This is a genomic window from Leptospira andrefontaineae (assembly GCF_004770105.1).
Taxonomy (GTDB): Bacteria; Spirochaetota; Leptospiria; order Leptospirales; family Leptospiraceae; genus Leptospira_B; species Leptospira_B andrefontaineae.
In genome coordinates this window covers 369,646-382,494 of the sequence record NZ_RQEY01000010.1, presented here as the reverse complement: position 1 = coordinate 382,494, position 12,849 = coordinate 369,646, and the positions used below count along the sequence as shown (strand labels likewise).

The following is a 12,849-nucleotide window of genomic DNA, read 5'->3' as shown; positions in this document are numbered from 1 at the left end:
CCCTGTTCGGAGGAGACCATAATGGGCGTACCTTTCATAGATATTAAAAGATTCGAGCCGGGATTACTAGAAGCTTGGGAAGATAAAGTAAAAACTCTCAGCAAGAACGCCTCCTTCATCGGAGGAGAAGAAGTCGCATTATTAGAAAAAAATCTGGCAACAACCGCCGGGACCAAATATTCGATCGCATGTGCGAATGGAACAGATGCGCTTCAATTAGCGCTAAGAGCCTTGGGTGTAGGAAAAGGAGATAAGGTATTAGTTCCTGATTCTACTTTCTGGGCAACATTCGAATCAGTAGTAAACGTAGGTGCAGACCCTGCTACGGTAGATACAAATCCAGATGATCTACAAATGGATTTCGAAGAATTCAAAAAAGCACTTGAAGAAGTAAAGCCGAAGGCTGCGATCATAGTTCACCTTTACGGTTGGGGAAGTGCAAAGTTAGAAGATTACCGAAAACTTTGTAAAGAGAAAGGAGTTTTCTTATTAGAAGATGGAGCTCAATCCTTCGGAGTTTTATATAAGGGAAAACCTATCTACCAAGATGCATTGATCACTACTACTTCTTTCTATCCAGCAAAAGTTTTAGGTGGAGCAGGAGACGGCGGAGCAGTTTTCACAAACGATGAAGAACTCGCAAATAAAGTAAGAATGCTCGGAAACCACGGAAGAACTTCACATTACGGTTATGGAGACGTGGGTTGGAATTCCAGAATGGATACTCTACAAGCTGCATTCTTAAATTTGAATATTCCTTATTTAGATGCAAGGATTGCTTCTCGCAGAAAGGCTGCTGAAAAGTATTATCAAGTTCTTCCAAGTTTAGGAGTGAACGTAATTCATCCTCCGAAAGACTTTCAAGAAAACGGATATTGTAACGTAACTCTTTTTGATCCCGCAGAAAGACCAAAAATCCAAGAAGCCCTAAAAGCAAAGGGGATCGGTTTTGCGGTTATTTACCCTGGAGCAATGAGTGATCAACCGGGCGCAAAACCTTATATCGTAGGTAAATTCGGAAAAGAACATAGGACCGGAAAGATCTGCGATTCAATATTAAATTTTCCTTTATTTCCTTACATGACTGATTCCGAACTGGAAGAAGTTTTTGCCGCGATCAAGGAATATAAGAGCCTGTCCTAAAGGATAGGCTCTTGAAGCCCGCTATTCATGCCCGGATAAGGTATAAAGAAAGAGAGGAATCACTTCATGAAAATGCTTATTAGTATATTATATATTCTTTTTGTCTTAGCTGCATGTAATATTATAGAGTCAACTGGTTTGACGAAAGATTCGTATACTGGCGGCGAGGCAAGAGAGAAAATTCGAGATGCTGCTTTTAATGGAGACGGGATCTACTACGAAAAGAAATACGGTGGTTATAGCGGACTGGTTTTTTCTAAATCCGTTCAGAATGCGTTGATGGTTTCCGTATTGTTAGATTTGGATGACTCGAAATATTATAATAAGGATAAGGTGAATGATTGTGTTTCCGATATAGAAAAGTTTTCCTATCTGAATCGTCTTGACTCCGTCGGAACTTTAACGTTAAGCGAGAATTGTCGTAACTTCAAAGAAATTGGGTTTTTTCCTAAATAAAAATTAGCCTAGTCGGACCAGTATATAAATTAGGGCTTGGAAATCCCCGGGTCTTAATGCAAAAACTTATATCTTAACTTTTCTACATAAACCTAAATCAACTATTTGATTCTTCTCAGAATTTTCAATTCTTGCTTTTTTAGTTTTTCTTTCTCGCCAAAATCTGGAAAAAATCATCTTTATTCCGAAAGAAATTAGATTGCCACTGTCTAAGATTTAGATTTAGAATGATTCTAAATAAACTAAACTAAAAAAGGAGATAAATATGAAACCGAATATAGGAATCCCGGAGAAGGATAGAGAGGCTATTAACCAAGGCCTGCAAAAACTATTAGCTGATACGTATTTTTTATATTTAAAAACTCACAACTATCATTGGAACGTAACCGGACCTTTATTTAATACATTACATTTGATGTTTATGACCCAATACACAGAACTTTGGAATGCTTTGGATCTGGTTGCGGAAAGAATTCGTTCTCTTGGCTATCCGGCACCAGGGACCTATAAAGCATTCTCTTCTTTAACTTCTTTAAAAGAAGAAGATGGAGTTCCTAAAGCGGAAGATATGCTTAAAAATCTTGTAGAAGGACATGAAGCAGTGATACGGACTGCAAGAGCGATCCTTCCTTCTGCGGATTCAGGGGGAGATGAGGTGACTACTGACCTTCTTACCCAAAGATTAGAGATCCATGAAAAAACTGCTTGGATGCTTAGGAGTATGTTGGAGTAGAATTTTAGAATATTCTGAAAATCAAATATTTCGGGGAGAATTCCCCGAAATAAGAACCCGGAGAGATCGATCTGGTATTTGATCTTTCTCCCCGGGCTGTAGAGAGTTAGAGAGTGAGGATATACTCCACTAGATCATCCACCTCGGTCGCCGAGGCAGAACACCATGGGTGAGGAGCCGCAGGCATTCCGATAGGTTGGGCAGTTCCCAACTCTTGAACACCGTATTCTCTTCTCATCTTCTGGTAATCCCAATAGTACCAATCCGGATCCCAAGGAACAGTTACGAAATACTTATGTCTTTCGATGAATCTGTTTCTTTTCGTTCCGACATCGTTATTAGGAGATTTGAATGCTCTGAACACGTCTGACTTTCTGTTTTGTGGAGGATAAGGCTCCGGATGATCCGGCCCTCCCAAAGCAGGAGATACAGGTGCATGCAGAGTATAATACTGGTTGTAAAGAGCGGATCCTTCCGTGCATCGAGCAGGATTGACAAGGTCTTCTAAGTTACGAACGTGACCGTCACTCAATAAACCTCTATGTTGTACCCAATACATGTCTCTCAAGAAAGTTGCACGAACTGATTGTTGTTGTTTGTGATAGATGGTTGGTGCGAAAAATCTTCCCACTTCGTTTATCTTGAACATCTTCTCATTAGAGTTCAAACCCACCTTATCATTATGACAAGATCCACAATCTCTTTGGAAGGTCGCCTTTCCTCTTGCAACTGCAGCAGCAATACCAGGTTGGTTTTCCCATCCGGCTTGGACGAATGCACCTTCTCCTGAATCTGCGCCTGCTTGAGCGATTAGTTTACCTTTGGATTTTAACCAACGATACATTCCGACTTGTCTGAGGGCTTTATCATTTTGGTCAAGCTTAGTCATATAAGCAGTCAGAGCTTGCAGTTCTTTCGCATACATTGCACCGGTAGCACCATCAGGTTCTTCCGAATGGATATAAGAACCTTCAAATCCTACATAAGATTCAGTATGAGAAAGAGATCTTCTAACTCCCATATAGTTGGTTACGTTCGGAATTGCGATTGGAGAGAACTCGTAATCGTTATCAGTTTCGCTACCTTCTCCTTTAATACGGATCAAAGAGTGTTCACCGGCTCCTTGAGGCATAACGTAGATCAACATTGTTTTATCCACATCTTTGGCGGAAGAATCAAAACTTGGTCCTGGCTCACTTTCTTTGATTCCTTTAAAATCTCCCAATAGAGACCATTTCATAGACCATTTAGGGTTAGGAAGTCCGGGAATTACTTTAGTTACAGTGTTTCCAGGAGAAGCTTCATAAGTGATCTTGTATCCGTGGCAGGAAGCGCAGTTAAATCCGATCCATTCTCCGTTGCCAGTGTATGGATGGGATGCTTCTGCATATCTATAGCCTGCCCAGCCACTATTCTTAGTGTTCCCTTTAAATTTCTGGTCTCCACCTAAAAGTCCGGGAATTGGAGTGGGTTGAGGATAACGATCGAAGTAAACTGTATCGATTGCTGCAGAAGGAACTTGGCCTGAAACTGTTTGGTAAGCACCGAACAGAAGAAGTGGATCTGCAGTGTATCCTGTAACAGGATCTTTTGCTTGGTACGCAAAAATTTTCTTCCAATCCAAATTTCGGATCGCGTGAGCTACTCCGATATTGAAGTCGTAAGACCAGAAAATCTTTTCCCCAAGTGCTATTATGGAAGAGAAGCCAGGGTTGTTCACATTTACTTGTAGAGGAACTGTTCCCTTCGCATCACTTAAGATAGAAACAACATCGCATTTATGTTTGAAATCTTCGTCAGTAACTCGTCGAGTTTGCGCATCAATGACGTTATGCGGTTGTCCAGGATGAAGTAAAGAATCGTTATATCCGACCCTTTTTTGGATCTGAACAATAAGAGGCCCTGAAGTTGTGTGTTCAGGAACCTTGAATTGGATTTGGGTATCGGTCCAAGCAAGAATATACTTGCTCCAACTATCCAAAGGTTCGTCCACTTCGAAGTTCACCTGTTTGGTGATGTCCAATCTTTGTTCGAACATTCTCAAATCGGTTTCCAGAATTCTGGTATTACCGATCATAATTTTAGAAAAGTCGATTTCAGGTCCAGATCCGAAGCCTGTTCCTCTGAGTGTGATGGTTTGGCCAGGGCTGAAAGAAGGAGTTGGGTACGCCGGCCCATCCGTTACTGTCTGCCATACAAGATTTCCATTTACCAGCACCGATTGTAATACCGGCTCCGGGAAAGAAGATGCGGACACTGCGCGAATTCCTTCTCGGATCGGATCGAATTTACATACTTCTTCTTGGTTTGGGAACTCCGTAAAAATTCCTACGGGGCAACCCGCAGCCAATACAGCCATCCCTAACAAGGCGTACCGCAAATAACGTTTTGCGGCACGTATTCTTTGCATTTCCATTTTTCCGCTCCCTAGTCCGGAATATGAAAATCCCGGATCAGTTCTGGCGGAGAAGAATACACCATAATAAAAATTGGGTCGTCCGAGCCACGGAATTCGAACGTTCGAGTTTCATTATTCGAACAGTTGTGCAAAAATCATCATTTAGAAAATAAGTAAAATATAAGGGAAGAGTGGATTTGATTCTTTAGAATTAAGAAAAATGCAAGTGTTCGAAATAAAAATTTTTCACTTATTTTATTGGATCTCAAATCGTTCTCTTCATTGATTTGGATGAGAACACTTGACAAGCCTTGGTATTTTCTTAATATACCGCCTATGTTAAATCCCGAAGTGGTAACTCCTTTATTCTACTTCGGAAGTGGCCTTTCCTTTTTATTGGTGGTCCAAAAGTTAATTCCACCTATAAAACGCAGAGAAGACAGGATTGGAGCACTTCTGTTTCTTTCGTTGGGGATCATACTATTCACAGTTGCAAATGTGGTTTTGGAAATTGATCGTGTTTATCCACATGCAATCTTCTTATTGCTCACTTCTTTTTCGGCTATCGGGCCCTTATCTTTGCTATATACACATTCTTTGATATACCCAAACCAGACGTTGTATAGGGACATTCGACTTCACTTTCTTGTGCCTGGACTTTTTTTCTTAGGAGAGTTACTTTTTTTCGGAAGGCCTTGGGATTCGATCATCTCAGACCTAGGAGATTTTAGAAATATTAGATATAAACATTATCTTTCTTGGGGATTTTTTCTAACAACCGCACTCACTACCACTTACTTCGGATTTAGATATAGAATGTTATTAACAGTGATTTCTATTCCGGAGTTAAAATCCCAAATAAGATTCATTTTTATTTTAGCAACAATCACAGTATTTGCAATGTATTCCTTGGTTTTTGGATTCATGTTCGGTCTGGATATTTTGTTTAGAGTGGGTGGGCTTCTTGTGACTGGGATAGTAACACTTCTATTCTTGGCTCCTTCTAGATATCCGGACTTTTTTGCTCCTTTAACTAGAGAGGTAAGAAAGAAAAAATATGAAAAATCCCTTCTGATCGGTTTGGATCTGAACTTATTAGAACTTAGGATCCAAGAATTAATGAGAGAAGATAAACTGTATCGGGATCCTGAGCTTACTCTTCATTCTTTATCAGAAGACTTGGGTATCAAACCATATCAGTTGACTGAATTTCTAAATGAACATTTGCAGACCGGATTTCATAACTATATTAACGGATTTAGGATAGAAGAAGCAGTCAAACTTCTGGAAGAAAAATTAGATCAGGATATTCTTTCCATCTGCTATTTTGTAGGATTCAATTCTAAATCTTCTTTTAATGATGCATTCAGAAAGGTAACAGGCAAAACTCCTACACAACTTCGTCAGAAGAAGTCGGATATTCCTGAAAAACAGAAATTACATACAGCCCGCACCGGAGTTCCTCCTCTGGGAAAAGGCCTTGGAGGTATGGTGGAACTCGGAGATTCTGATAGAATTTCTGTGAAAAATCGCCCGATTAAGGCTGAAAATCGGTAAAGAGAAGTATCCATTCTTCTCCATGTCTATCATACCAATCTTTTTCCGAATAATAGGTCCCGCCTAGGGTCTCTATTACTTTTTTCATATATGGTTCGCCTGGATCGAAGTCCTGAGCATCCAAAAAGATAGACCCGCCCCATTTTTTCTTAGCCTGAGTATGGGAGAATACACCTTTCAAGGATTCTATCCTTTCGTTATTCAAAGGGATCTGGTATTTTTGACAAAGCTCATATACAAGTTTTGAAACCGCGGCAGTTTGTGCAGGATTTGCAAGTAACATCTCGGTGTCCTTGCCTACGATCTCTATTTGGAAACAATTTCGATTTGTGCCGGTAGCGGCGGCGGCCATATGGAGAGGAGAGTCCAGCAATTGGTAGATTTTTCCATCCTTATCTGCAAGGAATGTGGCAGCTAAATTCCGTTTCTCTAATACTCTTAGAGTTCCGTCATAATCATTGATCGCAGTGAAGTGTAATACTACACAATCAGCAGTGATCGCTCCTCTATAATTGTATTTAAGTCTTTTTTCTTCAAGAAGAAGTCCGTCTGCAGTTTTTTCGATACTATCCAGTTCTGCTTTAGGAGTAGGAGTGACGGATCTACCTTTATCATAACTAGGATCTTTGACTTCTCCGTTTTGTCCTACGAAAGGTTTTTCTTTTCTGAGAACCCATTCTCCATATCTGTCCTTCCATTCCATTTCGGAAAAGTAGGAGCCTTTTAATTCTTCGAGAAGCGCTTTTAGAACATTCTCATTTCCGCAATCGCTTCCATTCAAGAATCCGCCGAATTTCTTTTTGGCTTGGCTATGTGTGAATATTCCGGAACGGCCGCCCACATCAAAATTTGTGACCGGTATTCCGAATTCTTGGGAAGTTTTTGCGATCGCATAAAGTACGGATTTTTTCTGGGCGGGACGTTTGAGTATATCTTCCTTATCTCCTTCCCAAGAAATATGGATCATACTTGCATCCATTTTTGGTGCGGCCTTGATGAGAGAGGTTCCCGGATCTTCTACCCCGTAAATCTTACCTTTTTTATCTACGATATAATGTACTAACCATCCGGAATTTGCACTTTTTGTAATATATTCTTCGCTGGAAAGCCCCTTGGTGTGATGGAGTAATATTCCGCTCACTTTTGTTTTTTTGCGAAGTATGGAGAGAGAAGGGATACTTTTATCCTTAGGCAATAATTGAGAAAGTGGATGAATGGGAGAAGCAAGCTCTGCGATAGAAAAGTTTGTCTCCGGGATAGAAGTGCAAGTGGATATAATACAGGCAGTGAATATGATAAGGATAGTTCTCAACATCCTTTCTCCGTTAGTTTTTCTTTTAATAGTGAAAGGTCCGATCTGACTCTTTCTAAAATGGATTTTGCTTTAGTATGTTTGTTTAGAAGATCTTTATATTCCAAGACAGCGTGATTTTTTTGTTCTACGAATTCCGGCTCTAAAGGAAGAGTTTCCAGATCTCTAAGAGAAGCCTCTGCATCCGTTCTGATCTTGGTCCAATTTGCCGTATACGAAGAATAGATTTCTTTAGGAAGTTTGTCTTTGGAAATTTTGATACGTTCTTCCATTTGAGGAAGGTCTATCTTTAGGAATTCACTTAATGCCTGGGAGTCCTGGACAAGTTCTTCTAGAATTCCACTTAAATGTTTTTCGATGGCCTGTCTTTGGGTATGAATTGCCTTCTTGGCCCTTCTGAAAATCCGAAGCATCGCCAAGCCGGAAAGTAATAGAACCGACAGAAAGACCCAAAAGGAAAATTTGGAAACGACCCAGCGAAATCCGGGAGAATCAAACCATTCCTGAAAATAAAAGGCTAAGCCCCCTAAGGCCAATAGGATTAAAAATAATACGAGAGCAAGAAATCGCCTCATCTCTTTCTCATTTAGGAAAAGGTTTTCTTTCTGTCAAGGTCAAGACGGACCTTCTCGGAGCCGAAACTAAATAGTGATGGATGCTTCTGCGAAACATTTCCCTTCTTCTTCCCGCAAATCCGACCCACCTAAAGTCGTGAACCTAGGCTTTTATCGGATCAAAAAAACTCTTAGGGAAGAAGGTTTCGAAGTAGTGGAAAAAGCGGACGGCAAGATCACTCTTGTTTTGAGAGTTAAAGATTGAGACACTGAGGAAATAAGAGACTCAGAGGTTTTTTCACACAGAGACACAAAGTCACAGAGGGGGTGTGGTTTTTAATTAGCCACTCTTATTATCCCATCTTTCATCAGAACAGCCCCAAAATTTAATAATAACCCGACGGGTAAATTCATTAGTTTGAGATAAGTCAGAACTTGTTTGGAATGAACCGGTAAGGTTTTTTCGAGCGATTTGATTTCAACTATTATTGCTTCCTCGACCAGCATATCGATTTTAAATGCATTCTTAAATATGTGACCTTCGTATTCGAACGAAATATATTTTTGACTTACGACTTTCAGTTGCCGATCCCGAAGCTCTTGCATTAGTATCGTTTCATAAACTGATTCAAGTAATCCTGGTCCAATTTTCTTATGAACTTTGATTGCTGAATCAATGATTTCTTTGGTTATTTGATTAGTTTCTATCATGTTGAGACCTCGAAGATTGCAGGTCCCGCAAGATAAAAAACGAACGTACTTTATTTAAAAAAACACAGGCATCAAATTTAATACCAATTTTGCTTTTACAAAAACCTCTGAGTCTCTGCGCCTCTGTGTGAAAAAAACTCGGCGACTCTCCTAAACTCTGTGTCTCTAAGGCGCGGACTCCTCAATCGTAGGCAATTCATCCGAAAATTCTTTTGGTTCCGGTTTTTTAGGAATCAAAGTATCTCCGCAGCTTTTTTTGAGTAGTGAATCTATTTTAGATTTTTCGGCGGAGTGGGGAAGTATCCGGAGATAGATCCTATAATTGCGAACTGCTCCCGGGCAATATCCATTCTTTAAATATAAACTTCCTAATAATCTTCTGGCACCTGGATGAGCAGGCTCATGTTCTATGATCTTTGTAGCGAGTCTCATTGACTTGTCGGGATTTGTTTTTGCGTTCTTCTTGGATTCGTCCCAGGTTTTGATCAGCTCTTCTTCATATAAGTAATAGAGTTGGTTGTTTCCCATTTCCAATACTCTGAATACGATCGCGTCTTGGGCTCCGCTCTTGCATATGCCGAACCAGATATCTTCTCCGCTATCCGTCATTTTGTTTCCGCGGACTTTGATCAGATCGCTTCCGTCCAAACATCCTGCCATCTCATATATGTCTCTCATGGCTGCAGGCGAAACTGCGAGTAATACTCTAAGTTGGTTTCCATAGGACGCGATATCATCTTCCGGCATTGCGTCTTCCGGATTGATTACATTAGGAGAATCATTAAAGATTCGTAGCTTGATAGAGGATTCCAAGACCCAATCCGGTAGATCTAAACTTTTTATGAATGCATCTTTCGGTTTCCAAAAAGATCGGATGGTCTCGCAGGAAGAGAGGGTGAAAACCTGGACTCCTAATAGGATCAGGAATATGCAGAATTTGGATTTGGAAGCTTCTTTTCCGGTTGCCACTCAGGGTAACTTGTGTTTTCTCGATATAAGAAGCAACCAGGAAACAGATGCCTCAAGAATTGAAAGCCAAGCTGGACGGAAAGGGACAAAAACATTGTATTGTTGTCTCCCGTTTTAATGAATTCATAGTCGAAAGCCTTTTGAAAGGTTCTCTAGACGGACTCCATGCGACAGGAGTCGAAGATAAAGATGTTACTGTGGTAAGGATCCCGGGAGCATATGAACTTCCGATCGTAGTATCCAAAGCCGCTCAAAGTAAAAAATACGATTCCATCATTTGTTTAGGCGCAGTAATCAGAGGAGCTACCGCTCATTTTGATTTTGTTGCTGGAGAATCTGCAAAAGTAGGTTCTATCGGAGTGCAACATGGTGTGCCTGTGATTTTTGGAGTTTTGACCACAGATACAATTGAGCAAGCCATCGAAAGAGCTGGCACCAAGGCAGGTAACAAGGGTTACGAGGCGGCTCTAACTGCGGTGGAAATGACAAATCTCCTCAAACTTCTCTAATCTATGTCTTCTTCCAGAAGGAAGTCCCGCGAAATTGCATTAATGGCATTATACCAGTTAGAACTGGTGAATTCCGCCTTGTCGGAAGTTCTAAAGTTCCGCTGGTACGACAAAAAGATAGAAACGGAAGAAAGGGATTTTGCCATTTCTATCATAAATGGTGTTGTGAAAAACGCGGAAACAATCGATACTCTCATCAAGAAGTACTCAAGGAATTGGGATTTTGCCAGAATTTCCCCGGTGAACAAATGTATTCTACGTTTGTCCATTTATGGGATATTGCATTCCAAGGAAATTCCGCCCAGGGTCACCATCGACGAAGCTGTCGAGTTGACTAAGGAATTTGAAAGCGAGAATTCGGTCCCCTTTATTAACGGGATCTTGGATTCCATCCTTCAGTACGAGACGAACCGACATGGAAAACCCGATCCGCAAGAACCGAATATTCCTGGAGACGGAAGAACCTAAACCTTCCTACTATTATGGAGACGAACCGGAAGAGTTTCGTCCCAGACGTCATTATAATCCGACAACATTTGTTTGGGGAGTCTTAGCTGCTTCTCTTCTTCTTTTGATCGGTCTTGCGATTTGGTATTCTTTTTTCAGAGAGGGTAGACCAGGTTTTGGTGCGAATGGAGTTGCGGACGGCAAATCTCCTTTGATGCCAAAGGGAAGTCTTGCCCAAGAATTGCAAAGACCTTATCTTCCGGATGGCACAAACAATCCACTTCTAACTAAATGTGTTACTTTATATAAACAGAATTATAGAAAGCAGTCTTTCGATTATTGCACAGAGTTTTTAACCGGTCCTGCTACAAGCCAAGAGAAGTCCTTAGCTTTGACTGTTCTTGGAGTGATCTACGACGAGGATGGAAGATTTCCGCAAGCGATCGATTCATTGCAGAAGGCGATCACTCTAGATGGAAATAACGTATACGCTTATTATAATTTAACTTTAGCGTATGCTCATAGCGGCCAAAATTCCGCCGCGAGAAGTACTGCACTGAAAGCAAGAGAGATTGCGCCTAATGATCCGCGTATTGCTCTAATGGCTGGAAATCTTTTTAACGAGATAAATGATCCGGATGCAGCGATAGATGCGTACAAGCAGGGACTTTCCTCTTCTCCAGACGATCCTTATCTAACTTATAATCTTGCATTAAGTTATTTTAAAAAAGGTGAGATCCCACAAGCAGAAGAACATTTTAAACTTGTGGTAATGAGGGCAAGAGGCGGAAAACTCGCAGCACTTTCCAATTCTTATTTGGGAAATATTTCTTATAATAGAGGGGATTATGTTTCCGCAGAACATTATTTTAGAGAAGCGGCAACTATAACTCCGAACGATGCAAAAGCATTGTACAATCTTTCTATCGTTTTGAAGAAGAACGGTAAGTTAGAAGAATCCGTAAAATATCTCGAACTTGCTAACCAAGCCGGCTCCAATGATCCGGAATTATTTAGATCTATTGCAGAAGGTTTTGAGCAGTTGAACCAAGGAGAGCAATCTATCAACGCTCTCCAAAAAGGTTTGAAGTATAACCCAAACAATTTGGATCTATTATTCCAACTTGCAGAAACATATTATAATAAAGGCGACCTTCTCGCTGCGGAAGAAACTTACAGAAGGATCGTAGACTCCACTCCTGGTGATAGTTTTACGGAAACTGCATTATTAAACTTAGGCGTAGTCCTCGACCAGATGGAAAGATATGGAGAAGCGATCACATATCTAAACCGAGTCTTAGATCTGAACCCTAAAAATGCAAAGGCTTATTATAATTTAGGCCTTGTTTATAAACATACGGGCAATGGCACACAAGCAATCGAGAATTTCCGCAAAGCGTCATATTTGGATCCGGATGATATCAAACCTAAGGAAGCTTTAGGCGATTATTATTTAGAAAACAAATTTTATAGAGAAGCGATAGAAGAATATTCTGCTCTTTTTAAACAAAAAGAAGATTACTACAAAGTAGCTTTGAAACTTGCAGAAGCATATATGGGCACAGGAGAATCTTCCAGCGCGGAAAAGATACTGTTGCAAGTATTAAACAGATCCAGAAATTCAACTGAGATCAAACAGGCTCATAAAAAACTCGCACTTCTATACAATAAGTCAAAAGATCCTGATCTAAGAAATAGGGCTAAGGACGAAGCATATCGTTCGGCTCATATGGATCCGGAAGATTATGAAGGGCGTTTGGTTCTTTCTAAAATTCTATTAGATTCTAACTCTGTTTTGGATCGAGAAAAAGCGATCGAAGAATTGACAGCGATCGTGAGATCGGAAGTAAAACCTAAAACTGCATCCACCGCTTATAATTATCTGGGAGTCGCATTTTACAAGAACGGAGAATATAAAAAGGCGGTTCGTTCCTTTCAAAATGCAATAGACTTAGATCCGTCCAATACGGAAGCTTACGATAATAAGCGTGCCGCAACGGCCGCATTGGAGGATTCCTCCAAGAGGGACGGTCTTTTCTGAAAAGAATTCCATTCTTTTT

General features: G+C 40.5%; 13 protein-coding genes. 8 read left to right on the top strand and 5 right to left on the bottom strand.

Annotated elements, in window-relative coordinates; translation table 11 throughout:
• Window positions 1-21: 21 nt before the first annotated feature.
• The 3 genes from EHO65_RS06560 (at window position 22) to EHO65_RS06550 (ending at window position 2,332) form a co-directional block, all read left to right on the top strand.
• Window positions 22-1,143 (top strand): DegT/DnrJ/EryC1/StrS family aminotransferase, encoded by a 1,122-nt coding sequence (locus EHO65_RS06560; RefSeq protein ID WP_135773330.1) that lies wholly within the window; start codon window positions 22-24, stop codon window positions 1,141-1,143.
• 66 nt (window positions 1,144-1,209) lie between these two features.
• Window positions 1,210-1,599, top strand: coding sequence for a TIGR04452 family lipoprotein (locus EHO65_RS06555; protein WP_135773329.1), 390 nt, complete (start codon window positions 1,210-1,212; stop codon window positions 1,597-1,599).
• A gap of 265 nt (window positions 1,600-1,864) precedes the next feature.
• Window positions 1,865-2,332, top strand: a complete 468-nt coding sequence (locus EHO65_RS06550; protein ID WP_016543993.1) for a Dps family protein — start codon at window positions 1,865-1,867, stop codon at window positions 2,330-2,332.
• Window positions 2,333-2,438: 106 nt separating this feature from the next.
• On the opposite strand, the gene EHO65_RS06545 is transcribed toward EHO65_RS06550, so the two are convergent.
• Window positions 2,439-4,742, bottom strand: coding sequence for a hypothetical protein (locus EHO65_RS06545; protein ID WP_135773328.1), 2,304 nt, complete (start codon window positions 4,740-4,742; stop codon window positions 2,439-2,441).
• A 324-nt stretch (window positions 4,743-5,066) separates the two neighbouring features.
• Here EHO65_RS06545 and EHO65_RS06540 point away from each other — a divergent pair, with 324 nt between their 5' ends.
• Window positions 5,067-6,287 carry a helix-turn-helix domain-containing protein gene (locus tag EHO65_RS06540; RefSeq protein ID WP_135773327.1) on the top strand — a complete coding sequence of 407 codons (1,221 nt, stop codon included), beginning with the start codon at window positions 5,067-5,069 and terminating at the stop codon, window positions 6,285-6,287.
• Here EHO65_RS06540 and EHO65_RS06535 read toward each other — a convergent pair.
• A complete protein-coding gene (locus tag EHO65_RS06535) occupies window positions 6,268-7,602 on the bottom strand; it encodes a peptidoglycan recognition protein family protein (protein ID WP_135773326.1) in 1,335 nt (444 codons plus the stop codon). The two genes, EHO65_RS06540 and EHO65_RS06535, sit on opposite strands and share 20 nt — an antisense overlap.
• Complete coding sequence (locus EHO65_RS06530) at window positions 7,596-8,174, bottom strand: hypothetical protein (RefSeq protein WP_135773325.1); 579 nt, start codon at window positions 8,172-8,174, stop codon at window positions 7,596-7,598. The genes EHO65_RS06535 and EHO65_RS06530 overlap by 7 nt, the downstream gene beginning before the upstream one ends.
• A 73-nt stretch (window positions 8,175-8,247) precedes the next feature.
• Between EHO65_RS06530 and EHO65_RS19890 the strand changes: the two genes are divergently transcribed.
• A complete protein-coding gene (locus EHO65_RS19890) occupies window positions 8,248-8,418 on the top strand; it encodes a hypothetical protein (RefSeq protein ID WP_167482006.1) in 171 nt (56 codons plus the stop codon).
• A gap of 71 nt (window positions 8,419-8,489) precedes the next feature.
• Here the strand turns inward: EHO65_RS19890 and EHO65_RS06525 are convergent, their stop codons facing one another.
• A complete protein-coding gene (locus tag EHO65_RS06525) occupies window positions 8,490-8,864 on the bottom strand; it encodes a GxxExxY protein (RefSeq protein ID WP_135773324.1) in 375 nt (124 codons plus the stop codon).
• Window positions 8,865-9,029: 165 nt separating this feature from the next.
• Complete coding sequence (locus tag EHO65_RS06520; RefSeq protein WP_135773323.1) at window positions 9,030-9,833, bottom strand: tetratricopeptide repeat protein; 804 nt, start codon at window positions 9,831-9,833, stop codon at window positions 9,030-9,032.
• Between the two features lie 47 nt (window positions 9,834-9,880).
• On the opposite strand from EHO65_RS06520, the gene ribH reads away from it, so the two are divergent.
• From ribH to EHO65_RS06505, 3 genes are read left to right on the top strand one after another with little or no spacing between them, the layout of a single operon-like run.
• Window positions 9,881-10,342, top strand: a complete 462-nt coding sequence (gene ribH / locus EHO65_RS06515) for a 6,7-dimethyl-8-ribityllumazine synthase (protein ID WP_135773322.1) — start codon at window positions 9,881-9,883, stop codon at window positions 10,340-10,342.
• 3 nt (window positions 10,343-10,345) lie between these two features.
• Window positions 10,346-10,810, top strand: coding sequence for a transcription antitermination factor NusB (gene nusB / locus EHO65_RS06510; protein WP_135773321.1), 465 nt, complete (start codon window positions 10,346-10,348; stop codon window positions 10,808-10,810).
• Complete coding sequence (locus EHO65_RS06505; protein ID WP_167482011.1) at window positions 10,758-12,830, top strand: tetratricopeptide repeat protein; 2,073 nt, start codon at window positions 10,758-10,760, stop codon at window positions 12,828-12,830. The genes nusB and EHO65_RS06505 overlap by 53 nt, the downstream gene beginning before the upstream one ends.
• Window positions 12,831-12,849: the final 19 nt, after the last annotated feature.

What these genes read in the sequence shown, in the direction of transcription:
- EHO65_RS06560 (WP_135773330.1), top strand. Translation starts at nt 22, where the DNA reads ATGGGCGTACCTTTCATAGATATTAAAAGATTCGAGCCGGGATTACTA.
- ribH (WP_135773322.1), top strand. Translation starts at nt 9,881, where the DNA reads ATGCCTCAAGAATTGAAAGCCAAGCTGGACGGAAAGGGACAAAAACAT.
- EHO65_RS06550 (WP_016543993.1), top strand. Translation starts at nt 1,865, where the DNA reads ATGAAACCGAATATAGGAATCCCGGAGAAGGATAGAGAGGCTATTAAC.
- EHO65_RS06555 (WP_135773329.1), top strand. Translation starts at nt 1,210, where the DNA reads ATGAAAATGCTTATTAGTATATTATATATTCTTTTTGTCTTAGCTGCA.
- EHO65_RS06545 (WP_135773328.1), bottom strand. Translation starts at nt 4,742, where the DNA reads ATGCAAAGAATACGTGCCGCAAAACGTTATTTGCGGTACGCCTTGTTA.
- EHO65_RS06540 (WP_135773327.1), top strand. Translation starts at nt 5,067, where the DNA reads ATGTTAAATCCCGAAGTGGTAACTCCTTTATTCTACTTCGGAAGTGGC.
- EHO65_RS06535 (WP_135773326.1), bottom strand. Translation starts at nt 7,602, where the DNA reads ATGTTGAGAACTATCCTTATCATATTCACTGCCTGTATTATATCCACT.
- EHO65_RS06505 (WP_167482011.1), top strand. Translation starts at nt 10,758, where the DNA reads ATGGAAAACCCGATCCGCAAGAACCGAATATTCCTGGAGACGGAAGAA.
- nusB (WP_135773321.1), top strand. Translation starts at nt 10,346, where the DNA reads ATGTCTTCTTCCAGAAGGAAGTCCCGCGAAATTGCATTAATGGCATTA.
- EHO65_RS06525 (WP_135773324.1), bottom strand. Translation starts at nt 8,864, where the DNA reads ATGATAGAAACTAATCAAATAACCAAAGAAATCATTGATTCAGCAATC.
- EHO65_RS06530 (WP_135773325.1), bottom strand. Translation starts at nt 8,174, where the DNA reads ATGAGGCGATTTCTTGCTCTCGTATTATTTTTAATCCTATTGGCCTTA.